Here is a 23,355-nt window from a genome sequence, read left to right on the forward strand (position 1 = left end):
CCGGGGGCGGCAAAGGCCCCCGGACGCTCAAACCGTCAGGCCAATCGTCAGGCCGTCCGGCGCAGGCGCACGGCCAGCAGGTCGGCGGCCTGTCCGGCGGGAACCGGGCGCCCGGTCAGCCAGCCCTGGACCAGGGTGCAATTGTGATGGCGCAGGAAGTTGGCCTGCTCCTGCTTCTCCACGCCTTCCGCCACCACGTCCAGCCCCAACATGTCGGCCATGGCGATGATGGTGGAGACGATGCCGTTGTCCTCCCGCTCGCTCGGCACGCCGTTCACGAAGGAGCGGTCGATCTTCAGCGTCGTCACCGGCAACCGCTTCAGGTAGCTCAGCGAGGAGTGGCCGGTGCCGAAATCGTCCACCGCCACGCGGATGCCCATCGCCTTCAGCGCGGCCAGAACGGACAGGGCGTGGTCCATGTCCTGCATCACCGCGCCCTCGGTGATCTCCAGCTCGACCAGATCGGGCGACAGGTGGTGGCGGTCGATGATGCGGCGGAAATCCTCGGCGGAGCGCTGGCGCAGGTGGCGCGGGGAGATGTTGACGGCCACCGGAACCGGCTCCAGCCCACGGTCGATCCAATCCCGCAACTGCCGGCAGGCCTCGTCCAGCACCCAGTCGCCGAGCGGCACAATGAAGCCGGTATCCTCCGCGACCGGGATGAACTCGCCGGGAGGGATCATGCCGAAGCCGGGCTTTTCCCAGCGCAGAAGCGCTTCGAACCCCTCCAGCGACTGGTCGATCAGCGACACCTTGGGCTGGTAGTGGAGTTGGAACTCCCCGCGCGCCAGCGCCGCCCGCAGGTCGCGGTCCAGCGCCAGATGGCGGTGCGCCTGGTCGGCCAGTTCCTTTCGGAAGAAGGCGTGGCGCTTGCCGCCGGCCCGCTTGGCCGCGTAGAGCGCCGTGTCGGCGGAGCGGATCAGTTCCTGCGCGCTGTCGGCATGGTCGGGGAACAGGGCGATGCCGATGGATGGGCGGACGTAATGCTCCGTCCCCATCAGCAGCACCGGCTCTTCGAAGGCGGCCAGGATGCGCTGGGCGGCGATCTCCGCCTCCTTCGCCTCCCCCACCTCGTCGAGGATCACCGCGAAGTCGTCGGTGCCGATGCGTCCCACCGTGTCGCTGGCCCGCACCGTGACGACGATCCGCGAGGCGACCTCCTGCAGCAGCAGGTCCCCAGCGTGGTGGCCCAGCGTGTCGGTGATCAGCTTGAAGCGCGACAGGTCCAGGCACAGAACCGCGAAGCGGCGGCCATGGCGCCGCGCCCGCTCGATGGAGGTGTCGAGCAGCGACTCGATCAGGGCGCGGTTCGGCAGGCCGGTCAGCCGGTCGCGCGTGGCGAGGCGCAGCAGTTCCCGCTCGTGGCGCATCCGCTCGGTCATGTCGGCCAGCGCGCAGACGTAGCTGCGCCGCCCCTGCACGTCCAGGCAGGACAGGGAGAGCGAGGCGTCGATCCGCCCGTCCTCCCGCTCGATCGCCAGCTCCTCGGCGCGCTCCGTGCGGCCGCCGCCCGTCCCCGCCTCGCCCACCGAACCGCCCCCGGCCAACGTCCCCAGGCCGAGCAGCCGGGCGACCCGCTCGCGGTCCTCCTCGGCGAACAGGTCGGCGAAGCGATGGCCGTCGAGCCGCTCCGCAGGGACGCCGAACAGCGCGACGGCGGCGGGGTTGTGCTCCTGGACCAGACCGTCCTCGCCGACCAGCAGGATGGCTTCGCCGATGTTGTTCATGATGCCGAACAAACGCTCGTCGCGCACGATCAGAGCCTCGGCGGCCTGCCGGAAATAGTCCATGGCGCGGGCCATGGCGCCGAACTCGTCCTTGCGGTCGCGGCCGGGGATGTCGATGCCGGTCTGCCCTTCGGTCAGCCGCTCCATCCGCTCCGACAGCGCCTCGATCGGGCCCAGCACATGCTGCGACAGGAACACCGAGAGCGGCCAGCTCAACACCAGAAGAACCGTGATGAACAGGACGAAGGCCAGAGCCTCCATGACGAATTCGCGGTCGAGGTCGTCGGTCCCGCTGGCCGCCGCGATGGCCCAGCCCCAGGGTTCGAAGGTCAGGCTGGCGCGGACCGAATGGCCCTCGCCCATCCAGCCCTCGGGCACGCGCCCGTCGGTGAACACGCTGACATGGAAAGGATCGCGCCCCAACGCCCGCAGCGCCAGCCGCGCCTGTCCCTGGCCCTCGTCCCGCGGCAGGGCGCCAGCCTCGATGGCCGTGTTGATTTCGCCAAGCATGGCGTGCGCCGACCCGACCAACGCGTGGGTCAGCCGTTCCCGTTCCGAGATCAATCCGCTGCGCAGCAGGTAAAGCGCCGGTATTGCCGCCATGAGGCAGCCGATCAAGCCGATCCAGGTCAGCCAGCGGATCTTGCGGCGCAACGTCATTTCGGTTCCGGCGGCAGTCGTCGCACCCGGCCTCTGCCTCCGGCCGGTTGTCATTCTGCGCAAAAGCCTCGCTTTTTTATTTCAAACACGCAACGGCCAAGTTGCCCGTTCCGGCCCTCCCGCGTCCTTTTCAAACCGGCTGCGACATTTCGCCCATCCGGCGCGGCATGGCTTCGCGGATCTCCCCGAGAGGCCCCCCTGCGAAGCACGCCGCGCCGCCGGTCCGGCGACCGATCAGGCGGTCGGGTAAAGGCGCCGGAACCCGTCGGTCACCTTCGACACCACCGCCGGGTCGCGGTCCCGCCAATAGCGGGGGTCGCGCATCAGCGCCTGAAGCTCCGCCTCCCCGCCGGCGGACGGCGCGCCGGCCGGCATCGACAGGGCGGCGGGCTCGCCCCCGGTCATCATCCGGTGAAGCGCCATCACCCCCTCATAGGTGGTCGACAGCCCCTCCACCGCCGCCGGCGGCAGGTTCTTCACCGCCCAGGCGTGGAGCTGCCGCGACACCTCCCGCCAGCGCTCGGCCCCGCCGAACTGGGCGGACAGCCGCTCGACCTCCCGTTCCGCCTGGAACTCGGCGGCCAGCTCCTGGATCAGCGGGACCAGCCGCTCGGCGGCGAGGTCGTAGACGAGCTGCGCCTGCTCCGGCGTGAAGCCGGCGCCGTGCAGGCGGCCGTTGATCGCCGGGTCCGGCTCGAACAGCCCGTGGTCGCAGGCGATGCAGTAGCCCTCCGGTCCGTCCGGCACGCCCGACGCCTTCAACAGGTCGGGCCGCTCGCCGCCACCGTGGGCAGGGGCGGACAGCTTGCGCTCCAGCTCCAGATAGGACTTCAGCAACGCCTCCACGCGCACCGTGCCGGTTTCCGGGTCGCGGAACTTTTCGGGCACCGCGGACGGGACACCGGGAACGGGCGAAGTCAGCAGATTGTCGGCCATGGATAGCTCCTTATCGATGAAAGAATCAGGCGCCCTGCCCACGGGCGGCCAGGGCGAGGATGAGGGCGACCAGACGGCGCTGACCCTCCAGGTCGCGCAACGCGGCGTCGGAGGCGTCGGGGCCGAGCGTGCGTTCCAGCGTCATGGCTTTCAGCGTGGCCAGCACCCGCGCCCCGTCCGGCCCGGCGAAGCAGCGGGCGAAGCTGGGCGCCGGATCGCCCGCCGGAACGACCTCGGCGGGTGAGACTCCATCCAGCCAGTCCCACCCGCCTTTGGTCCAGCCAGCCGGATCAGCCATGGGGAGCCTCCGCCCGCACCAGCTTGGCGGGCACGCCGAAGGCCTCGCCCAGCCAGCGCGCGGTCGCCGCGACGTCCACCGCGGACAGCGCGTCCGGGCCGAGTTGCCGTGCGGTGTCCAGCCAGCGCAGCGTCGCCTGGACGTCCCGCTGCGCCTGCGCCTGGGCGAGCGGGGAACGGTGCTGCAACGCGACCGTGCGCCCGTCGACCGCGATGTCCGGGATCTCGCCGCGGCGGCGCAGGATGCCGACGGCGCGCAGCACCAGCGGCGTCAGCAACTCGGCCTGGAGACGCCCATAGGTCGCGCCGAGCAGCCGGGCCATCTCGGCGGAGCGTTCGACCACCTCGGTCGCGGTCATCCGCGGCTGGTCCAGCGGCCCCAGCCGGTCGGCCAGCAGCGCGTGGCGGATGCGCGACCGCAGGTCGTCCAGCACGAGTTGCGACACGTCGAACCGGCCGGGGTTGGCGAGCGGCGTCAGCCCGGCCGAGCCCACCGCCTTGGGGATGATCGTCCCCGGCACCAGCCGGATGGTCGCGGGGTTCAGCACCCCGTCGTCGTCGGCCTGCCAGATGCCGGTGACGGCGACGGAGGCGTTCTTCAGCACCAGCTCGACCACCTTGTTGGCGGTCTTGATGTCGGGCAGCGCCTTCATGACCGGCGACCGGCCGTAGGTCTCCCCGGGTGCCTTCAGCCAGCGAAAGTTGATGAAGGGCGATTGCGCGAAGCGTCCCTCGGCCAGCGTGGCGGGATCGGCCAGCCCGCTGTCCAGCACCACCGTCCAACGGTAGGCCAGCCCATCCGGCAGCACCGCCTCGACCAGCGGAAAGCGGCTGTCCGGCTCCGCCGCGCCGCGTTCCCGCACCTCGTCCGGGAGGACCGCGCCGGAAAAGCGGCGCTCGATCTGGGCCAGCGTCGCCTCGCTGCGCCGGAAGGTGCCGTCCAACCGCCCGTCCGCTCCCTCCTCCAGCACCGCCTCGGCCAGCGGCACCGCGGTGAAGCGCAGGCTGGACGCGCCGCCGGGCGGGGCCTCCTCCATCAGCAGGCAGGCGGTGCCCACCGTCACGAGGTCGAGGAAGGCCTGATGGATCTCGACGGCGAAGTTGGAGCGGTCGACATGCGCCTGCACGATGCCGGCGGCGCGGTCGAGCATCGGGGCCACCCGGTCGCGCTCGCCGTCCGGCAGCGAAGGGCCGGGCTGAAGCCCGAACCAGCGCGACCAGGGCGGGGTCAATTCGGCGAGCAGGCTGGCGGCGAGCTGCTCCACCGCGTCCGGCGCGGTCCCGTCGAACAGCCGGTCCACCCGCCGCTCGCCGGGGGTGCCGCCGCCGCGGAAGGGCTGCCCGTTGGGCAGGGCGTGGTCGTAGCATTCCTGCCAATGGCTTTCCCAGACCGACCGGCGCTCCCGCGCCGCCCGGTAGCGCTCCAGCAGCCGCTCCGGCGCGTTCGGCGAAGCAGGACCGGTGGCGCCTTTGCGGCGCCCTCGATCAGCGTTGGGCGCGATGTTGGGCACGCTGTCCGTCATGGCCTCACTCCCCCAACAGGCGCTTGCGCAGCGGCACCAGCGCGCCGACGTCCAGCGCGCCCCGCCAGGAGGTCTGGACCGTCCCCGCCCGGCCCCGGTTGCGGCGCTGGATCAGCGCCTCGGCGGCCTTCGCCGGGTCCTTCTCCTCCTCGGTGGCCGGAGCCGGAGCCGCCGGGTCGGCGGCAGGCGGAACCGCGGGAGGCGGGGCCTCGACCACCGGGGCGGCGGGTTCCGGAACCGGTTCCGGGGCGGTGTTCCACCAGGGCGTCGTGATGGGAACCGGCGTGGGAGTCTCCACGGGGACCGGTGCCGGGGCCGGCGCGGGGACGGGTTCGGCGGCGGGCGGCGGCGTGGGTTGGGGGGTGGGCGCGGGGTCGGGGGCGGGGGCCGGGGGCGGCGCCGGCCGGGGCGCCTTGAACAGGTTCGCCATGAACGGGGTTTCCTTGTTCGTGGTGAGGAAGGGCGACGGGAAGCGGGACGGGCCGGCGGCGCGGATCAGGCTGCGGGGGTGAGCCGCGTCAGGCGCCGGTGGAGCTGCCAGGGCGTCAGGACACCGGGCGCGTGGAGACCCAGCAGGCGCTTGACCGCCTCCACGCAGGTGAATGGCCCCCAGGGGGCCGGTCGATTCAGGCCCCGCCGCACCGGCGCCGGGATCACCGCCATGCCCAACCCGTGGTACCAGCCCGGCAGGTCGAAGGCCGCGGGCAGTTCGAGGACCGACACGTCGGTGAAGGGCGAGAGCGGATCGACGATCACCCAGTGGCGCCCGTCGTGCAGCAGCGCGAAGCAGTGGCGGAATCCCGGTTTCAGCAGGCGCAGCCACCACAGCTCCGCCTCGCCCCGAAAGACCACCCAGGCGCGCGGCGCGTCCACCCCCGCCCGGCAGGGTTGGGGCAGCGGCGTGCTCACTGGACGATGCCCTTCTCGCGCAATACTGGACGGAGCCGCTCGAACGCCTCGCGCCACAGGGTGTGGGCACGCTGTTCGCGGTATCGCGCGGGGTCCGGCGCCATCAGGCGGCGCCCGTAATAAACCAGCACATGCAGATGGTCGCGGATCAGCAGGCGGCGGCGGTACAGCCGGTCCACCGCGCACAGCACGTCACCGGGCTCGCACGGGCGCTGAACCAGCCCGCGCCCGGCGGCGATGCGTGCACCGGCGGCCTTGGCGTCCTGCGCCTGGACCGACCAGAACCACGCCTCCTCCGCGCTGCCGAACGGTTCCCCGACGGCGTCGGACAGGACCATGGACGTGTTGCGGTGATGGACCATGCGAGAGGCCTCCCTGGGAGTTGCAGCTTTTGGGTTCGCGGGCGCAGCTTCGCTCTCGGGCGGAGCGCCGGATGGGCCGCGTCACGCGCGGCTGGCGAACACATGTTCACGTTATGTACTGATTAAAGTCCTTCGTCAAGGAAAATATGAATAGGTTCCTAGGGACGGGCCGGCTCGTTTATGTGATTATCCTCCCATGCTCAAACATGCGGACATTTGGCGGGCGATTGACCGCCTCGCGGCCCAGCACGGGCTGTCGGCCTCCGGACTCGCGCGGCGCGCGGGGCTGGACCCGACGACCTTCAACAAGAGCAAGCGGACCACCGGCGATGGAAAGCTCCGCTGGCCTTCGACGGAGAGCGTGTCCAAGGTTCTGGAGGCAACCGGCGCGTCGCTGTCGGAGTTCGTCAGCCTCGTCGGCGATTCCGCGGGCGCCGGCTCGCTCCAGCGGGTGCCGGTCATTGGCTATGCGCAGGCCGGCAACGCGGGCTTCTTCGATGATGCGGGCTTCCCCTCGGGCGTCGGCTGGGACGAGCTTCTGTTTCCCAGCATCGGCGACCCCCACGCCTACGCGCTGGAGATCGCCGGGGACAGCATGGACCCCGTCTACCGGGACGGCGATACCATCATCGTCTCGCCCGCCGCGCAAATCCGGCGCAACGACCGCGTCGTCGTCCGCACCAAGGGCGGCGAGGTGATGGCGAAGCAGCTCCTCCGCGAAACCGCCACCAAGATCGAGCTGATCTCCATCAACCGCGCTCACCCGGACCGCAGCATCCCGCGCGCCGACGTCGCCTGGATGGCCCGCATCGTCTGGGCAAGCCAGTAAGCGTCAGCCCTGCGGCTCTCTGTCCTAGGATTAAAATCCTTTACAATGGCGACGCAATGGCTTAGCGTCCGGTCATGATCGGAACCGCCGGAACGCTGCCGCGTTCATCCCTTCTGGAAGACCTTGAACGCCGCCACGACGATGCGCCGCCCCGCGACGCCATGCGGGCAGCGGCTCTGGAAGGGGCGGAGCGTTACGTCGCCCTGGCCCATGCCGCCGCGCTTCGTCTGCACGACCGGCTGGCCGCCGAGGCGCGGCGGGGCTCCGCGCACCGCCGCCGCGCCCTGCCCGCCGACCGCACGGTCGGCGATGTCTGGTTGTCCCGCCTCACCGGCGCACTGACCCACCACCGCAACGCCGCCAGCGCGCTGATCCGCAAGGGTGGCTGATCCATCCGGCCGTCAGGCGACCGGGGGAGCGCCGGCCCCGCCCGCATCCGAAGCCGCCCCGTCCACGGCAACGACGGGTGCGGTCCGGGCCTTCCTGGCGCGTGGCTTGCGAACAGGCGCCGCGGCGGGCGGGTCGTCCGCCGGTTTGGTCGCCTCCTCCGCGCCCAGACCCGTGCTGGGCGTCGCGACCTCCACCGTCTCCACGGCCCTATCCCGGTCCACCGCCTTCTTCAAAACCTTGCTTTTTGAAAAGCCGGCCTCGCGCAGGGCCGTCTTCAACTCCTCCCACGCCAAGCGGATTTCCGTGGCGAATGCCCGCGCATCGTCGTCGCGGTGGGTGCGGAAATACTCCGCCGCCTCCCGCATCTGGGCCGGCAGGGTTTCCGCCCCGGCGCGCACCGCTTCGTTGCGCAGGCGGTTGTGGCGGTCGTCGAGATAGGTGAGGATCTCCGACAGCTCCTCCGGCGTGCAGCTTTTCTGGAGCTTGTCGGTGACCACGGGCGCGGCCTTGTCGATCTTCCCGATCAGTTCCGACCGTCCGCGCTTCAGGTCCGGATCGTAGACGGTGCGGATCACCTGGATCACGCGGCGCCGTTCGCGGAATTGCATGCCCTTCCCCCTCCGCAGCTTCCTTCGGCGGACCGATCCACCGTTTCGACGGAATCATGCCGCGGAACGGGCCGCCTATCAAGCCGGTTTTTGGGCCGCATACCGCCCGAAAATCGGCATGTGATCGATCGACTCCGATCAGCGGAAGGCGAACTCCCAGTAGAGCGCCCGTGCCCGCGCGGCCATGGGGCCGGGCTGCAGGGCGCGGTCCTCGACGCGGGTGACCGGCACCACCTTCGCGTAGTTGCCCGTCGAGAACACCTCGTCCGCCTCCAGAACGTCGCGTGCGCTCAGGGTGGCCTCCTCCACCGCCACGCCGTCGTCGCGCAGCAGGGCGATCACGCGCTGGCGGGTGATGCCGTTGAGGAAGGTGCCGTTGTGCACCGGCGTGCGCACCACCCCGTCCTTGGCGAGGAACAGGTTGGCCGTCGCGAATTCCGCCACGCTGCCGATGGGGTCGAGCATGATGGCGTTGTCGAAACCGCGCTCCCGCGCCTCCTTCAGCGCCAGCCCTGCGTTGGGGTAGAGGCAGGCGGCCTTGGCCTCGGTCGGCGCCATGTCCGGCACCGGGCGGCGGCGGCTGGACAGGCAGGCGGTGAAGCCGGCGGCGCTGGGCAGTGGCGCCTCGTAGACCGACAGGACGAAGCGCGTGCTCTCCGCGTCGGGCGCGACGAAGCCCTCCTCCGCGTAGAACATGGGCCGGATGTAAAGCTCGGCCTCCTTGGGGAAGCGGCGGATTCCGTCCCAGCACAGCTCCTCGATCTCCCCGGCGGTCAGCATGGGGGCGAGACCCATCACCTGGGCGGAGCGCACGACGCGGGCGCAGTGGCGGTCGAGGTCCGGGGCCACGCCTTGGAAAGCGCGGGCGCCGTCGAAGACGACCGAAGACAGCCAGAGCGCGTGAGTCATCGGGCCGACGATGGCGGGGTTGCCCGGGATCCATTCGCCCTGGATGTAGCTCAACGCCTGACCGGCCGTGCTGCCCATGATCTTCTCCCTTTTTGGCTTCGGGTTAATTCTATCCGGATGGTTCGCTCCCTCGAAAAGCATACCCCCTCATCGCCGCCGGTCAACCTGCGCAGACGGGCCAGCCGGGCGGTTGATGCAGGACACCCTCATCACTCCGGGAGCGACCGACTCATGGGCTGGACCTATTCGAGCGCCTTTCCGCAGCCGCTGCGCGCGGCCCCGCCCTTCCCGCCGCCGGGCCAGGATGTTCCCACCCCGGGGCCCCTCACCGACAACCCGGACCTGCCGACCCCCGGCCCGCAGGAGGACATGCCCTCCCCCCTGCCCAACGACGACCTGCCGCCGTCCCGGCCCACCGATCCCGACTTCGCCTGAGTCGCGACACCGCCGAAGGGCCAAAGCAAACGGGGCGCCCCCTTCCGGAGGCGCCCCGTTCTTCATCGGTGAACCGAAGCGGACGGATCAGCGGCGCTGAACCATCAGCTTCTTGATCTCGGCGATGGCCTTGGCCGGGTTGAGGCCCTTCGGGCACGCCTTGGTGCAGTTCATGATGGTGTGGCAGCGGTAGAGACGGAACGGATCCTCGAGGTTGTCGAGGCGCTCGCCCGTCATCTCGTCGCGGCTGTCCACGATCCAGCGGTAGGCCTGGAGCAGGATCGACGGGCCGAGGTAGCGGTCGCCATTCCACCAGTAGCTGGGGCAGGAGGTCGAGCAGCAGAAGCACAGGATGCACTCGTAGAGGCCGTCCAGCTTGGCGCGGTCCTCCGGCGACTGCAGGCGCTCGCGGCTCGGGGCCGGCGACTGCGACTGCAGCCACGGCTTGATCGAGGCGAGCTGGGCGTAGATGTGCTTCAGGTCGGGCACGAGATCCTTGACCACCGGCATGTGCGGCAGCGGGTAGATCTTGACGTCGCCCTTCACCTCCTCGATGGCCTTCAGGCAGGCCAGCGTGTTGGTGCCGTCGATGTTCATCGCGCAGGACCCGCAGATGCCTTCGCGGCAGCTCCGCCGGAAGGTCAGGGTCGAGTCGATGTTGTTCTTGATGTAGATGATCGCGTCCAGGATCATCGGGCCGAACTTGTCGAGGTCGACGACGTAGGTGTCGACCCGCGGGTTCTGCCCGTCATCCGGCGACCAGCGGTAGATCTTGAAGGTCTTTGCCCGCTTGGCGCCGCTGGCGGCGTTGATGGTCTTGCCGACGCCGACCTTGGAATTGGCGGGCAGGTTGAATTCGACCATGGTTCGTATCCTTGCCTTGCTCTTGCCGCCTTAGTAGACGCGGGCCTTGGGCGGGAACACCTGCACCTCGTCGGTCAGGGTGTAGAGATGGACCGGGCGGTACCCGATCTTCGTCTCGCCCTTGCCCGACACCTCGATGACGGTGTGCTTCATCCAGTTCTCGTCGTCGCGGTCCGGATAGTCCTCGCGGGCGTGGGCGCCGCGGCTCTCCGGACGGTTCTTCGCCGAGTGGAGCGTGGCGACCGCCTGGTACAGCAGGTTGTCCAGCTCGATGGCTTCGACGAGGTCGGAGTTCCAGACCAGCGAACGGTCGCTGATCGCCATGTCGCTCTTCTTCGCGAAGGTCTGGTCGATGAGCCTGACGCCCTCCTCCAGCACCTCGCCGGTGCGGAAGACCGCGCAGTTGTTCTGCATGGTCCGCTGCATCTCCAGGCGAAGCTCCGACGACTTGATGGAGCCCTTGGCGTTGCGGATGCGGTCGAAGCGCTCCAGGGCGACGTCGGTCGCGGCGGCGGACGACGACACCGACTTGCCCTTCTCGACGATCTCGGCGGCGCGGATGGCCGCCGAACGGCCGAACACCACGAGGTCGAGCAGCGAGTTGGAGCCGAGGCGGTTCGCGCCGTGCACCGACACGCAGGCCGCCTCGCCGATGGCCATCAGACCGGGCACCACGCGATCCGGGTCCTCGGCGGTCGGGTTGACCACCTCGCACCGGAAGTTGGTGGGGATGCCGCCCATGTTGTAGTGCACCGTCGGTAGAACCGGGATCGGCTCCTTGGTGACGTCCACGCCGGCGAAGATCTTGGCCGTCTCGGCGATGCCGGGAAGGCGCTGGTGGATGATCTCCGGCGGGAGATGCTCCAGGTGCAGGTGGATGTGGTCCTTGTGCTCACCGACGCCGCGGCCCTCGCGGATCTCGATGGTCATCGAGCGGGACACCACGTCGCGCGAGGCGAGGTCCTTGGCCGACGGCGCGTAACGCTCCATGAAGCGTTCACCGTTGGAGTTGGTGAGGTAGCCGCCCTCGCCGCGCACGCCCTCGGTGATGAGGCAGCCGGAGCCGTAGATGCCCGTCGGGTGGAACTGCACGAACTCCATGTCCTGCAGCGGCAGGCCGGCGCGCAGCACCATCCCGCCGCCGTCGCCGGTGCAGGTGTGGGCCGAGGTGGCGGAGAAGTAGGCGCGGCCGTAGCCGCCGGTCGCCAGAACGACGAGCTGGGCGCGGAAGCGGTGGATGGTGCCGTCGTCGAGGTTCCAGGCCACCACGCCCTTGCAGACGCCGTCCTCCATGATGAGGTCCAGCGCGAAATACTCGACGAAGAACTCCGCCTCGTGCTTCAGCGACTGCTGGTAGAGGGTGTGCAGGATGGCATGGCCGGTGCGGTCGGCGGCAGCACAGGTGCGGTAGGCCTGCTGCTTGCCGTAATGGGCGGTCATGCCGCCGAAGGCGCGCTGGTAGATCTTGCCTTCCGGCGTGCGCGAGAAGGGCACGCCGTAGTGCTCCAGCTCGATGATCGCCGGGATGGCCTCGCGGCACATGTACTCGATGGCGTCCTGATCGCCCAGCCAGTCCGACCCCTTGACGGTGTCGTACATGTGGAAGCGCCAGTCGTCCTCGCTCATGTTGCCGAGCGCCGCCGAGATGCCGCCCTGGGCGGCCACGGTGTGCGAGCGGGTCGGGAAGACCTTGGTGATGCACGCCGTCTTCAGGCCCTTCTCGGCCATGCCGAAGGTGGCGCGCAGGCCCGCACCGCCGGCACCGACGACGACGACGTCATAGGAATGATCGATAATATCGTAGGCGGCCATGGCTCGTCAGGCTCCGAACGAAATCTTGAGGACGGCGATGACGCAGGCGGCACCCAGCACGAAGCACAGGGACTTCACGGCCAGGATGCTCAGGATCTTCGCCATCTCGTTGTGCACGTAGTCCTCGATCACCACCTGCAGCCCGGCCTGGGCGTGGTGGAAGGTGACCACGGCGGTCAGCACCATCATCAGCGCCGAGAAGGGCGACTCCAGCCACGCGACGAAGGCCGCGTGGTCGGCGCCCAGATGGCGGATCACCCCGAAGACGAACCAGATGGTCAGCGGAACCAGGGCGATGGCGGTGACGCGCTGGTGCCACCAATGCTCGGTGCCGTGCTTGGCGGAGCCCAGGCCGCGCGCGATCTGCAGCGGCGAGCGGAGGGTCTTGCTGTTGGACGCCATGTCTTCTCTCCTCACCACACGGCCAGGCCGATGACCCAGGTCAGCACGGTCAGCACGGCCGCCGCACCGATGACGATCTGGTTGCCGCGCTCGGCCTCGCTCAACTCGAACGACTTGCCGGCGTCCCACACCAGATGCCGGATGCCGTTGCACAGGTGATAGTAGAGCGCCAGCGACCAGCCGAACATCAGCAGCAGCCCGAAGAAGGAGCCGATGAAGTGCTGCGCGCGCTCGTACGCGGCGGGGCTGGTGGCGGCGGCGACCAGCCACCAGGTCAGCAGAAGGGTACCGACGGCCAGCCCCACGCCCGTGATGCGGTGCGTGATGGACAGGATCGCGGTCCTGGGGAGTTTGTAGACTTGCAGATGCGGAGAGAGCGGCCGACCGCTGCCGTTTGCCATTGCGTCGTCCTCAGTTCGGCGACCGGTCGCGGCAAGGAGGGCTGTTGCCGCGACGGCGGGTGATGCGAGACCGAAAGTTTTAAGCCCTGCTGTGTTTGGCGATTGAATTACGCCTCTACCGCACACGAGTCAACGGCAGGGACTTGGCCGTGGCCAAAATGGCGCACCGCGGGAAGTGCCTGAAAACTAACGGGCTTTGCTGCAGCTGGTATTACCAGGGCGCAAACGCGGTCTTGCCGTTCAGCCTATTACTTGTCGAAGCGGCGAACATTCTCCACCATCATCGAATACATCTGGGTAATCAGCTCCGCCGGGCGCAGCCGGCCGAAGGGGATGTTCTCCTTGGCCCACTCCACCAGCCCCTCGGGCGGGCGGACCGGGGCGACCTCGTAGCCGGCCTTCTTCAGCGCGTTCATCACCGAACGGGCCTGCTTGGTGTAGTCCTCGTTGAAGAAGGACTTGTCCGCGTCCTTGATCGCCTTGGCGATGATGTCTTCGAGCGGAGTGGCCATGCCCCGGTGTGCCGGTCGCGATCGTTCGTGATAGGGGCGAACACCGTGTCACAACGCGGGCGCTGTTGCAATTCCATTGGGAACCGCATACCTCAAGCCCTCTTCGCACCGCATATCACAGGGATTAACCGCCATGGGCTACACAGTCGCGGTCGTCGGCGCCACCGGCAACGTCGGACGGGAAATGCTGACCACCCTCGCCGACCGCCGGTTCCCGGCCGACGCGGTGATCGCCCTGGCCGCCGACAGCGCGGTCGGCAAGGAGGTGTCCTTCGGCGAGGACGCGGTGCTGAAGGTGGAGGACGTCGGCCGCTTCGACTTCAAGGGCGTGGACATCGCGCTGTTCGCCGCGGACGCCAAGGTTTCGGCGGCCCACGCGCCGCGCGCCGCCGCGGCGGGCGCCGTGGTGATCGACGTCAGCCCGCAGTTCCGCATGGACCCCGACGTCCCTCTGGTGGTCCCGGAGGTCAACGCCGACGCGCTCGCCGGCTACACGACGAAGAACATCGTCGCCAGCCCCGGCGGCACGGCCATCCTGCTGGCCATGGCGCTGAAGCCCCTGCACGAGCAGGCCACGATCAGCCGCGTCGTCGTCTCCACCTACCAGGCGGCCTCGGACGCCGGCAAGGAGGGCATGGACGAGCTGTTCGGCCAGACCCGCGCCATCTACGTCAACGACCCGGTGCAGAAGTCCGTCTTCTCCAAGCAGATCGCCTTCAACGTCATCCCCCACGTCGGCCCCTTCATGGAGGACGGCGCAACGCGGGACGAATGGGCGCTGAACGTCGAGACGAAGAAGGTCCTCGACCCCAAGATCAAGGTGAGCGCGACCTGCGTCCGCGTCCCCGTCTTCATCGGCCATTCCGCCTCGATCACCATCGAGTGCGTGGAGCCGGTGACCGCCGAGGAGGCCCGCCGCATCCTGCGCAAGGCGCCGGGCATGCAGGTGATCGACCAGCATGAGAACGACGGCTACATCACCCCGGTCGAGGTCGCCGGCGACGACCCGGTCTTCGTCAGCCGCATCCGCGAGGACTACACGGTGGACAACGGCCTGTCCTTCTGGGCCGCCACCGACAACCTGCGCAAGGGCGCCGCGCTCAACGCCGTGCAGATCGCCGAACTGCTGGTGAAAGAGTATCTGGAGGGGTGACGACAGCGCGGGCACTTATGCCCCCACCCCGGCCCTCCCCCGCTCTCGGCGGACCGAAGGTCCGCCTGCCGCGTCAGCGCAAACCTAGGGTTTGCGCGAGAGCTGCGCAGGGGAAGGAGATTTGTGCGAAGCGGCGGCAGTCCCCTCCCCCGCCCAGCGGGAGAGGGTTAGGGAGGGGGCAAGCGGGAATCAGGATCGTGCCCGCCGCCTTTTACCTGACGAACAGCCGGTAAAGGGCGGAGTGGTCCAGCCCGCCGTCGCCCTGCTCGGCCAGCAGCTCGAACAGCTCCAGGCTGAGGCCCAGCGCGGGAAGCTGGATGCCGGACTGCTCCGCCAGCTCCTCCGCCTGCTTCAGGTCCTTGATCTGGGTGACCACGCGGCCGCCCGGCGTGAAGTCGCCGGAGACCATGCGCTGGCCGTGCAACTCCAGGATGCGCGACTCGGCAAAGCCGCCGCGGATGGCGTCGCGGACCTTGCCCGGCTCCACCCCCGCCGCCTTGGCCAGGGCCAGGGCCTCGGCCACCGCGCCGATGCTCAGCGCGACGATCACCTGATTGGCCATCTTGGCGACCTGCCCGGCCCCGCTGTCACCGACATGGGTGATGCGCTGGCCCATCGCCTGGAACAGCGGCAGGGCGCGGGCGAAGGCCTCCTCCGTGCCGCCGGCCATGATGGTCAGGGTGCCGGCCTCCGCCGCCACCGTGCCGCCGGACACCGGAGCGTCCACCCAGTCCGCGCCCTTGGCGCGGACGGCCTCGGCCAGCTTGCGGGTCGCCCCGACCGCCGTGGTGCCCATGTCGATGACGAGATGGCCGGGCCGCAGCGCGTCGATCAGAGCGGCGGCCACCGCCTCCACCGCCACGGTGTCCGACAGCATCAGCACGATGGAATCGGCGCGGGCGGCGACCTCGGCGGGCCCGGCGGCGGGGCTCATGCCCTCGGCCGCCAGCTCCTCGACCGGGCCGGGGCTGCGGCTGCTGATCACCAGGGCCGCGCCGGCCTTCGCCAGATTGCGGGCCATCGGCCGGCCCATCAGGCCCAGCCCGATGAAGCCGACCGTACGGTCCTTGAGGTCCGCCATGTCCCCAGCCGTCATGTCCCTGGCCGTCACAGGCGGGTGTGGCGCGCCCGCGCGCCGCGTTCGATGGCGGCGGCGCACAACCGGTCCACGCCCAGCTTGTGCCGAATCAGTTCCAGCATCCGCAGTTCCTCCTGCGAGGCCGACGGGTCCGCCGCGGCGATGTCGCAGGCGAGCGCGTAGGCGGTTTCGGACAGCTTGGACGGGATGGCCTCCTTGACGATCTGGAGCGTCGTTTCCAGCCCGTCGGCGTCGGCCAGCAGACCGGAGCATTCGCGGGTCACGTCGGTCAGCCGGTCGATGTCGAAATCCTTGAAGATCGGCAGGTAGCGGACGTTCTCGCCGATGGCCTCAAGCTCCGCGTCCGTCATGTCGCCGTCGCACGCCGACACCAGCACCATGACGTAGATGAGCGCGCTGTGATGGTTGATCATCGAAACTCCTGCGGAAAAAGGGCCCCGCCCAATCTTGCCCGCCCCCCGCGCGCCGTCAAGGGAGGGAGCGCCGTCAAGGGAGCTATGCCCGCGACGGACGGGTGGGTCCCTCGACAGGGGACGGGTTGCCCCTTAAGGTCGGGGCCGATGTCGGTGGTCTTCAACGTGGCGCTCCCGGTCTTCGCCATCATCCTGGCGGGCGTCCTTTCCGGTAAGGCGAAGCTGCTCGGTCCCGCCTCGTCGGAGGCGCTGAACAAATTCGTCTACTGGATGGCCCTGCCGCCGGTGCTGTTCCTCGGCACCGCGAAGCGCTCGCTGCCGGAGATCTTCAACGGCCCCTTCATCGGCGCCTTCCTCGGCTCGATGCTGGCGGTCTATGCGCTGGGCGCCCTGCTCGGCTGGCTGATCCACCGGGAGCGGACGCAGATCCGATGCATGCAGGGGCTGAACGCCTGCTTCTCCAACACCGGCTACATGGGCATCCCGCTGTTCCTGGCGGCCTTCGGCCCGGACCGTCTGGCCCCGGCCATCCTCGCCACCGTCATCATGAGCGCGATCATGGTGGGCATCGCGGTGATCTGGCTGGAGTTCGCCAACAGCCAGGGCGGCGGCATCGGCAAGGCGCTGCGCGACGTCGGCCGGGCGCTGGTCAAGAACCCGCTGATCATCTCCACGGCGCTGGGACTCGCCTGGTCGGTCTTCCTGTCCGGCGTGCCGGTGCCGCGCCCGGTCGCCATCTACTGCGACCTGATGGGCGCCTCCGCCGGCCCCTGCGCGCTGTTCGCCATCGGCCTGTTCCTGGCGACCCAGAGCCTGAAGGCCAACCTGCTGGAGGTCGGCTGGATCAGCGCCCTGAAACTGGTGGTACAGCCGGCGCTGGCTTGGCTGCTCATCCAGACGCTGTTCCCGCTGGACCCCTTCTGGGCCGGGTCGGCCATCATCCTCGCCGGCCTGCCCACCGGCGCCCTGACCTTCGTGGTGGCCAGCCAGTACCGCATCTATGTGGAGCGCACCTCCGCCGCGATCCTGATGTCCACCATCGCCAGCGTGGTCACCCTGTCCTTCCTGCTGGCCACCTACGCGCCGCCCCTTTGAACCTTAGCGTGCCGTCCTTCGACCGCGCTCGCCCCTTCGGCTGCTCATCTTTCCTGATGCAAAGGCTTTATTGAATTTCCTGACGCAAAGGCGTCATTGAATAAGTGTCATGCAGACTGCGCCGCATCAGTTTTGCATCTTTCTTAATATTTGCTGCTTCATCATTTGACCCCGGCAAGTCCAACGCCCCGCGCATGGACGTCTGGACTGCCAGACCTTTTCGTTCAGACTCGATACAATCGATAGCCACGCCTTTGCTTCCGGGGAAGAGACACGCGCCATGTCCATGCTGAGTTCCATGACCATCCGGACCAAGGTGGTCGCCGCCACCGTCTGTGTCCTGCTGATGTCGGTCGCCTTGGGACTGTTCGCCGTTGACCGGCTGAGCACCGTCAACCACGCCGCTGAGGAAATCCGCTCCAACTGGCTGCCCAGCGTCACCGCCATCGGGGAGATCGACGGTGCGGCGAACGACTACCGCATCCTGGAGGCTTCCCACATCCTCGCCCTTTACCCCGCGGAAATGGCCGAGGTCGAAAAGGAAATGACCACGGTTCTGAACCGCTTGGCGGAGGCCCGGCGGAAGTATGAACCGCTGCTGGCCTCCGGCTGGGAAACCCAGACCTTCAAGCGCTGGGAGGCGGCCTGGGACAGCTATCTGAAGATCAGCCAAGGCAAGCTGCTTCCCTCCTCCCGGACCAACGAGAACGAGAAGGCCACAGGCATTTATCGGGAGGAGTCGCGCAAGGCGTTCGACGAATGCTCCGCGCTCATCAACGAGCTGAGCACCTCCAACGTCCAGAACGCCACGAAGGCGGCGGACACGGGGCGGGCCACCTATGTCGGGGCGCAGAACTGGATTCTGGGCGCCATCGCGTTCGTGGCGGTCCTCTGCCTGTTCGCGGGCATCGCCATGACGACGTCGATCGCCCGGCCCATCGTCGCCCTGACCTCCATCATGGACCGTCTGGCCAAGCGCGACCTCGGTGTCGCGGTGGAGGGCGGCGCCCGCCAGGACGAGATCGGCGCCATGGCGCGTGCGGTGCAGGTCTTCAAGGACGGTCTGATCGAGGCGGAGCGCCTGACCGCCGCCCAGGCCGCCGAGGAGGAGAACAAGCGCCACCGCACCGAGCGGATCGACTCGCTGATCCGCAACTTCGACAGCGCGGTGCACAGCGTCCTGCAAACCGTGGGCGCCGCGGCGTCGCAGCTCGACACCACCGCCCGCAGCATGACCGAAATCGCCGAGCACACGCGGGCCGAGGCCGGAAGTGCGGCGTCCGCGGCCGAGCTGACCTCCGCCAATGTGCAGACCGTCGCCGCCGCGTCGGAGGAGATGGCCGCCTCCATCACCGAGATATCCCAGCAGGTGTCGCAGTCGGCCAGCATCGCCGGCAGGGCGGTGGACGAGGCCGACCGCACCAACGCCACCGTGCAGGGACTGTCGGAAGCGGCGCAGCGCATCGGCGACGTGGTTGACCTGATCCAGAACATCGCCGCTCAGACCAACCTTCTGGCGCTCAACGCCACCATCGAGGCGGCCCGCGCCGGCGAGGCGGGCAAGGGCTTCGCCGTCGTGGCGAGCGAGGTCAAGAGCCTGGCCAACCAGACGTCCAAGGCGACGGAGGAGATCGCCCAGCAGATCGGCGCCATCCAGGCGGCCACCGGCGGGGCGGTCGGCGCCATCCGCGGGATCGGGGCGACCATCTCTTCGATCAACGACATCTCCTCCTCCATCGCCGCCGCCATCGAGGAGCAGGGCGCCGCGACCCAGGAGATCAGCCGCAACGTCCAGCAGGCGGCGCAGAGCACCCAGGAAGTGACCAGCAACATCAGCCGCGTGTCGCAGGCCGCGACCGAAACCGGCAGCGCCGCGACCCAGGTGATGTCGGCCTCCGGCGACCTGAACCAAGGGGCGATGCGCCTGAAGAGCGAAGTGGAAAACTTCCTCGTCGCCATCAAGGCGGCCTGAGGATCTTGTGATCGGGACCGGTGGGCGGAGCGGCGCCGCCCACCGCCAGCCCCGCCGCTGTTGCCAAGCCGCCGCTGCCCGTATAATGTGCGCCGCGCATCAAGAGTTGAGCGGACGCTCAACGCCAACCTGCTTTCCCGAGCAAGGTGGCGTCCCGAAGGGGGATGTGGCCGGACCGGCAAACAAACGGGGTTCGCCATGACGTCTGTTCCGACCGATGCACCGACAGCGGAGCCGGACGAGTCATGCCCATCAGGATACCCAACGATCTTCCCGCCTTCACCGCCCTGCAGGCCGAGGGCGTCATGGTCATGCAGGAGGCCGACGCCATCCGGCAGGACATCCGGCCCCTGCGCTTCGGCCTGCTCAACCTGATGCCCGACAAGATCCGGACCGAGACTCAGATCGCGCGCCTCCTCGGCAACACGCCGCTTCAGGTCGAGCTGTCGCTGATCCGGATCACCAACCATGTGCCGCGCAACACCGCGGCGGACCACATGAGCGCCTTCTACCGGTCGTGGGAGGACGCGCGCCGCGAGAAGTTCGACGGCTTCATCGTCACCGGCGCCCCGGTCGAGACGATGCCCTTCGAGGAGGTGTCCTACTGGGACGAGCTGTGTTCGGTCTTCGACTGGACGCAGAGCCACGTCCACTCCTGTCTGAACATCTGCTGGGCGGCGCAGGCCGCCGTCCATCATTTCCACGGCGTGCCGAAGCATCTTCTGCCGCGCAAGGCGTCGGGCGTGTACCGGCACCGCAACCGCGCCCCCGCCTCGCCCTATCTGTGCGGCCTGTCCGACGGCGTGCCCATCCCGGTCTCGCGCTGGACCGAGGTGCGCGAGGAGGACATTCCCCCGGAAAGCGGCCTGCGCGTGCTCCTGGACTCCCCCGACACCGGCCCCTGCCTGCTGGAGGACGCCGCCCACCGGTCGCTGCACATGTTCAACCACATCGAGTACGACACGGACACGCTGCGCAACGAATATGTCCGGGACGTCGCCAAGGACGCGGGCACGCCGGTTCCCCAGGGCTATTTCCCGGACGACGACCCGAGCCGCCCGCCCGAGAACCGGTGGCGGAGCCACGCCCATCTGCTGTTCGCGAACTGGATCAACCGGATCTACCAGACGACGCCGTTCGAGGTTGCCCGGATCGGCACGGGCGGATAAGGCCGCTCCTCACCAGCCCCGCAGGAACTCCGCCGTCGCCTCCACGGCCTCCTTGATGCCGACGCGGCGGACCTCCACCCCCTCGGGGAAGGCGCCGAACAGGCGGCTCGGCATCATCGGGTCGAGCAGGACGAACACCCCCGTGTCGTCGGCCCGCCGCACCAGCCGGCCGAAGGCCTGTTTCAGCCGCAGCCGCGCGATCATGTCCTCGTAGCGCCGCCGCCCGAAGGCGTCGCGCCGGGCGCGGTGCAGGATGTCGGGGCGCGGCCAGGGCACGCGGTCGAAGACGATCAGCCGCAGCGAGCGGCCCGGCACGTCCACCCCGTCGCGCACCGCGTCGGTGCCGAGCAGGCAGGCGTGCTCCTCCCCCCGGAAGATGTCGATCAGGGTCGCCACGTCCAGCGGGTCGACATGCTGGGCGTAGAGCGGGACGCCGGTGGCGTCCAACGGCTCCACGATGCGGTCGTAGACGGCGCGCAGCCGGCTGATCGCGGTGAACAGCCCCAGCCCGCCGCCCCCCGCCGCCTGGAACAGCGTGCGGTAGGCGGACGCCACCTGCCCCAGATCGTCCTTGCGCACGTCGGTGACCACCATCACCCGCGTGCGGTTGGGATAGTCGAAGGGCGAGGGCACCTGGGCGCGCAGCGCCGGCTTCGGCAGATGGCTGGCGCCGCAGCGGTCCTCCGCCGCCTGCCAATCCATGGCGACGTCGCCGGTGCCGTCGGTCAGCGTGGCGGAGGTGACCACCATGCCGTGCGCCGGCCCGGCCAGCGCCTCCGCGAAGGGAACGGTCGGGTCGATCCAGTGGCGGTAGAGTCCGACATCGACGTCGCGCCCGTCGATCCGCTCCACCGCGAACCAGTCGACGAACTGCGCCGGAGTCTCCACCGGCAGCGTCTTCAGCATGGCCCGCCACGCCTCGACCGTCAGCACGCCGCGCCGGGTCAGGCTGCGAGCCATGGCGTCGATGCGCCGCCGCTGGTCGCTGTCCAGCTCCGCCGTCTCGTCCTCCAGCCTTGCCGCCAAGCGCTTGGCCAGCCCGGCCAGCGGTTCCGACAGCCGGACCAGCGCCGCCTCCAGCGCCTCCGCGGCGTCGAGCAGCCCGTCCACCGGGTAGGCCTTGTCGGCCTCCAGGCTGTAGGGGCCGCCCTGCCCCGCCGTGCGCGAATAGACCTGTCGCCGCGCGGCGAGCAGGAAGGCTTCGGTCGGCCCCTGCGGGTTGTCGGCGGACAGCCGCGCCGCCCAGCCCTCCGCCGGCAGGACGCGGGCGCCCAGCATCACCGCGTCCATCAGCTCCTGCGCCCGCTCGTCGCTGGCGACCAGATCCTCGATGCGGCGCTTCAGCCCGCGGGCGCGGCTGCGCCCCGTCTCCTCCGCCCCCAGCAGCCAGCGCCGCAACTCCTGGGTCTCGCGCCCGGTCAGATGCCCGGCGAAGGCGCTGTCCGCGGCGTCGAAGACATGATGCCCCTCGTCGAAGACATAGCGGGTGGGCAGCGTCGGCTCTTCGCCCCCGCCGAGCGCCGCCTGCACCATGACCAGCGCGTGGTTGGCGATCACCACGTCGGCCTTGCGGGCGCGGCGCACGCTCTTCTCGATGTAGCAGCGGGCGTAATGGTCGCAGGCGGAATAGATGCACTCGCCCCGCCGGTCGGCGAGGCCCAGCGTCCGCCCACGCCCGGCGATGTCCACCAGCCAGCCGGGGAAGTCGCCGCCGGTCAGGTCGCCGTCGCGCGTCGCCGCGGCCCAGCGCGCCATCAGCCCCACCCCGATGGCATGGTGCGGCTGCATCGGCATGCCGCGGACGGCCTCCTCCAGGTTCAGCAGGCACAGGTAGTTTTCCCGGCCCTTGCGGAGCACGACCTTGCGCGCCTTGGTCGCCGGTTCGGGGTAGAGGCGGTCCAGCTCCGCGTCGATCTGGTGCTGGAGGTTGCGGGTGTAGGTGGAGATCCACACCGTGCCGCCGTTCTTCTCCGCCCACACCGTGGCCGGCGCCAGATAGCCCAGCGTCTTGCCAACGCCCGTTCCGGCCTCCGCCAGCACGACGTTCGGCGTGTCGGGGGCGGGACGCGGGGCGAAGGCGGCGGACACCGCGCTGGCGTAGTCGGCCTGCTGCGGGCGCGGCTCGGCCACCTTGCCGGGCACGCTGGCCGACAGCATCACCGACAGCCGGCGGCGCGCCTCGTCCGGCTCCACCGGGTGGTGGGCGGGCGGCGGTTCGGGCGGGCCGTCCTGCCATTCCTTGATGCGGGTCCAGACGCGCAGGCCGGCGCGGGCGGCCCCCTTCTCCGGCCCGTCCGGCTTGCCCAGCGCCGCCAGCACGGCGGGCGCCCACAGCCAGCCGGCGCGCCCCATCTCCCAGGCGAAGGCCACGGGGTCGGACGCTTCCTCGCGCCCCGGCGATCCCAGCAGGCCAAGCAGCTTGCGCACCGCCCGGTGCAGAGCCAGCGCGTCGTCCTCCAGCCCGTCGGGGATCGGCAGGTCCAGCGCCTCGGCCAGCCCGCGCGGGGTCGGCACGCAGAAGCGGGCGGGCAGGACGAAGGCGAACAGCTCCAGCAGGTCGAAGGCGGCGAAGGGCTCCGTCCCCAGCCGCCGCGCCATGGCCCGCGCGTGGCAGACCAGCGGCGGCTGGCGGCGCGCCCGCTTGGCCGCGACGGCGGGGGTCAGCTCCTCCACCTCGCCGTCGCCGGTCAGAAGGACCACGCGCCGCGCGCCGGCGACCAGGGCCGGCGCGTCATCGAGGCTGAAGGACGGGAGGGAAGGCGCCGAGGTCAGATCCATGGCGCGCAGTATAGTGGCCCCCGCCGCCGCAATGCGAGCAAACCCGTGTTGACCGATCGGCCCGCCCCCTCGAAAGTGCTCCCCCGTCCTTGAGCGTCGC

24 protein-coding genes and 1 riboswitch are annotated in these 23,355 nt (G+C 69.6%); of the genes, 7 read left to right on the plus strand and 17 right to left on the minus strand.

The features are described from left to right. Positions 1-47: 47 nt before the first annotated feature. The 7 genes from H0B54_RS15135 to H0B54_RS15165 form a co-directional block, all read right to left on the minus strand. Positions 48-2,387 (minus strand): putative bifunctional diguanylate cyclase/phosphodiesterase, encoded by a 2,340-nt coding sequence (locus H0B54_RS15135; protein ID WP_246472536.1) that lies wholly within the window; start codon positions 2,385-2,387, stop codon positions 48-50. Between the two features lie 234 nt (positions 2,388-2,621). After that, on the minus strand, positions 2,622-3,323 hold the full coding sequence (locus H0B54_RS15140; protein ID WP_188261015.1) for a capsid assembly protein: 702 nt from the start codon (positions 3,321-3,323) through the stop codon (positions 2,622-2,624). A 25-nt stretch (positions 3,324-3,348) separates the two neighbouring features. Next, positions 3,349-3,621, minus strand: a complete 273-nt coding sequence (locus H0B54_RS15145; RefSeq protein ID WP_188261016.1) for a Bbp19 family protein — start codon at positions 3,619-3,621, stop codon at positions 3,349-3,351. Beyond that, positions 3,614-5,143, minus strand: a complete 1,530-nt coding sequence (locus H0B54_RS15150) for a portal protein (RefSeq protein WP_246472537.1) — start codon at positions 5,141-5,143, stop codon at positions 3,614-3,616. The genes H0B54_RS15145 and H0B54_RS15150 overlap by 8 nt, the downstream gene beginning before the upstream one ends. A 4-nt stretch (positions 5,144-5,147) precedes the next feature. After that, positions 5,148-5,573, minus strand: a complete 426-nt coding sequence (locus H0B54_RS15155; protein ID WP_188261017.1) for a hypothetical protein — start codon at positions 5,571-5,573, stop codon at positions 5,148-5,150. Between the two features lie 65 nt (positions 5,574-5,638). After that, positions 5,639-6,052: a hypothetical protein gene (locus H0B54_RS15160; protein ID WP_247895078.1), complete on the minus strand. Its 414-nt coding sequence runs from the start codon at positions 6,050-6,052 to the stop codon at positions 5,639-5,641. Next, the gene (locus H0B54_RS15165; RefSeq protein ID WP_188261018.1) at positions 6,049-6,414 is read right to left on the minus strand and encodes a hypothetical protein; all 366 of its coding nucleotides are present in this window, start codon (positions 6,412-6,414) and stop codon (positions 6,049-6,051) included. Before H0B54_RS15165 ends, H0B54_RS15160 begins: the two co-directional genes overlap by 4 nt. 196 nt (positions 6,415-6,610) lie before the next feature. Between H0B54_RS15165 and H0B54_RS15170 the strand changes: the two genes are divergently transcribed. Continuing rightward, positions 6,611-7,243, plus strand: coding sequence for a S24 family peptidase (locus H0B54_RS15170; RefSeq protein ID WP_094303062.1), 633 nt, complete (start codon positions 6,611-6,613; stop codon positions 7,241-7,243). Between the two features lie 74 nt (positions 7,244-7,317). Beyond that, positions 7,318-7,632, plus strand: a complete 315-nt coding sequence (locus H0B54_RS15175) for a hypothetical protein (protein WP_246472538.1) — start codon at positions 7,318-7,320, stop codon at positions 7,630-7,632. 12 nt (positions 7,633-7,644) lie between these two features. Here H0B54_RS15175 and H0B54_RS15180 read toward each other — a convergent pair whose 3' ends face one another. Both H0B54_RS15180 and H0B54_RS15185 read right to left on the minus strand, forming a co-directional pair. Beyond that, on the minus strand, positions 7,645-8,241 hold the full coding sequence (locus H0B54_RS15180) for a hypothetical protein (RefSeq protein WP_188261019.1): 597 nt from the start codon (positions 8,239-8,241) through the stop codon (positions 7,645-7,647). A 138-nt stretch (positions 8,242-8,379) separates the two neighbouring features. Continuing rightward, entirely contained in the window at positions 8,380-9,228 is an 849-nt protein-coding gene (locus tag H0B54_RS15185) for a branched-chain amino acid aminotransferase (protein ID WP_188261020.1), read from the minus strand. 153 nt (positions 9,229-9,381) lie between these two features. Between H0B54_RS15185 and H0B54_RS15190 the strand changes: the two genes are divergently transcribed. Next, positions 9,382-9,585 carry a hypothetical protein gene (locus H0B54_RS15190; RefSeq protein WP_035675800.1) on the plus strand — a complete coding sequence of 68 codons (204 nt, stop codon included), beginning with the start codon at positions 9,382-9,384 and terminating at the stop codon, positions 9,583-9,585. 87 nt (positions 9,586-9,672) lie between these two features. Here the strand turns inward: H0B54_RS15190 and H0B54_RS15195 are convergent, their stop codons facing one another. The 5 genes from H0B54_RS15195 to H0B54_RS15215 form a co-directional block, all read right to left on the minus strand. Beyond that, positions 9,673-10,449, minus strand: a complete 777-nt coding sequence (locus H0B54_RS15195) for a succinate dehydrogenase iron-sulfur subunit (RefSeq protein WP_014241601.1) — start codon at positions 10,447-10,449, stop codon at positions 9,673-9,675. A 30-nt stretch (positions 10,450-10,479) separates the two neighbouring features. After that, the gene (sdhA, locus tag H0B54_RS15200) at positions 10,480-12,261 is read right to left on the minus strand and encodes a succinate dehydrogenase flavoprotein subunit (RefSeq protein ID WP_137139887.1); all 1,782 of its coding nucleotides are present in this window, start codon (positions 12,259-12,261) and stop codon (positions 10,480-10,482) included. A gap of 6 nt (positions 12,262-12,267) precedes the next feature. Further along, a complete protein-coding gene (sdhD, locus tag H0B54_RS15205) occupies positions 12,268-12,663 on the minus strand; it encodes a succinate dehydrogenase, hydrophobic membrane anchor protein (protein WP_188261021.1) in 396 nt (131 codons plus the stop codon). Between the two features lie 11 nt (positions 12,664-12,674). Next, on the minus strand, positions 12,675-13,064 hold the full coding sequence (gene sdhC / locus H0B54_RS15210) for a succinate dehydrogenase, cytochrome b556 subunit (protein WP_188261022.1): 390 nt from the start codon (positions 13,062-13,064) through the stop codon (positions 12,675-12,677). Positions 13,065-13,312: 248 nt separating this feature from the next. Beyond that, positions 13,313-13,576, minus strand: a complete 264-nt coding sequence (locus tag H0B54_RS15215) for a hypothetical protein (RefSeq protein ID WP_014241604.1) — start codon at positions 13,574-13,576, stop codon at positions 13,313-13,315. 133 nt (positions 13,577-13,709) lie between these two features. Between H0B54_RS15215 and H0B54_RS15220 the strand changes: the two genes are divergently transcribed. Continuing rightward, a complete protein-coding gene (locus H0B54_RS15220; protein WP_188261023.1) occupies positions 13,710-14,729 on the plus strand; it encodes an aspartate-semialdehyde dehydrogenase in 1,020 nt (339 codons plus the stop codon). Between the two features lie 211 nt (positions 14,730-14,940). On the opposite strand, the gene H0B54_RS15225 is transcribed toward H0B54_RS15220, so the two are convergent. Both H0B54_RS15225 and H0B54_RS15230 read right to left on the minus strand, forming a co-directional pair. Further along, positions 14,941-15,810 (minus strand): NAD(P)-dependent oxidoreductase, encoded by an 870-nt coding sequence (locus H0B54_RS15225; RefSeq protein ID WP_188261024.1) that lies wholly within the window; start codon positions 15,808-15,810, stop codon positions 14,941-14,943. Between the two features lie 26 nt (positions 15,811-15,836). Next, positions 15,837-16,241 carry a tellurite resistance TerB family protein gene (locus H0B54_RS15230; protein WP_014241609.1) on the minus strand — a complete coding sequence of 135 codons (405 nt, stop codon included), beginning with the start codon at positions 16,239-16,241 and terminating at the stop codon, positions 15,837-15,839. 147 nt (positions 16,242-16,388) lie between these two features. On the opposite strand from H0B54_RS15230, the gene H0B54_RS15235 reads away from it, so the two are divergent. The 3 genes from H0B54_RS15235 (at position 16,389) to H0B54_RS15245 (ending at position 20,477) form a co-directional block, all read left to right on the plus strand. Then, entirely contained in the window at positions 16,389-17,336 is a 948-nt protein-coding gene (locus H0B54_RS15235; RefSeq protein WP_188261025.1) for an AEC family transporter, read from the plus strand. 280 nt (positions 17,337-17,616) lie between these two features. Next, positions 17,617-19,308, plus strand: a complete 1,692-nt coding sequence (locus H0B54_RS15240) for a methyl-accepting chemotaxis protein (protein WP_188261026.1) — start codon at positions 17,617-17,619, stop codon at positions 19,306-19,308. A gap of 91 nt (positions 19,309-19,399) precedes the next feature. Next, positions 19,400-19,504, plus strand: a riboswitch (SAM-I-IV-variant riboswitch). Positions 19,505-19,553: 49 nt separating this feature from the next. Next, complete coding sequence (locus H0B54_RS15245) at positions 19,554-20,477, plus strand: homoserine O-succinyltransferase (protein WP_188261027.1); 924 nt, start codon at positions 19,554-19,556, stop codon at positions 20,475-20,477. Positions 20,478-20,486: 9 nt separating this feature from the next. On the opposite strand, the gene H0B54_RS15250 is transcribed toward H0B54_RS15245, so the two are convergent. Further along, a complete protein-coding gene (locus H0B54_RS15250) occupies positions 20,487-23,255 on the minus strand; it encodes an ATP-dependent DNA helicase (protein ID WP_188261028.1) in 2,769 nt (922 codons plus the stop codon). Between the last annotated feature and the right edge of the window lie 100 nt (positions 23,256-23,355).

The organism is Azospirillum tabaci, from assembly GCF_014596085.1.
Taxonomy (GTDB): Bacteria; Pseudomonadota; Alphaproteobacteria; order Azospirillales; family Azospirillaceae; genus Azospirillum; species Azospirillum tabaci.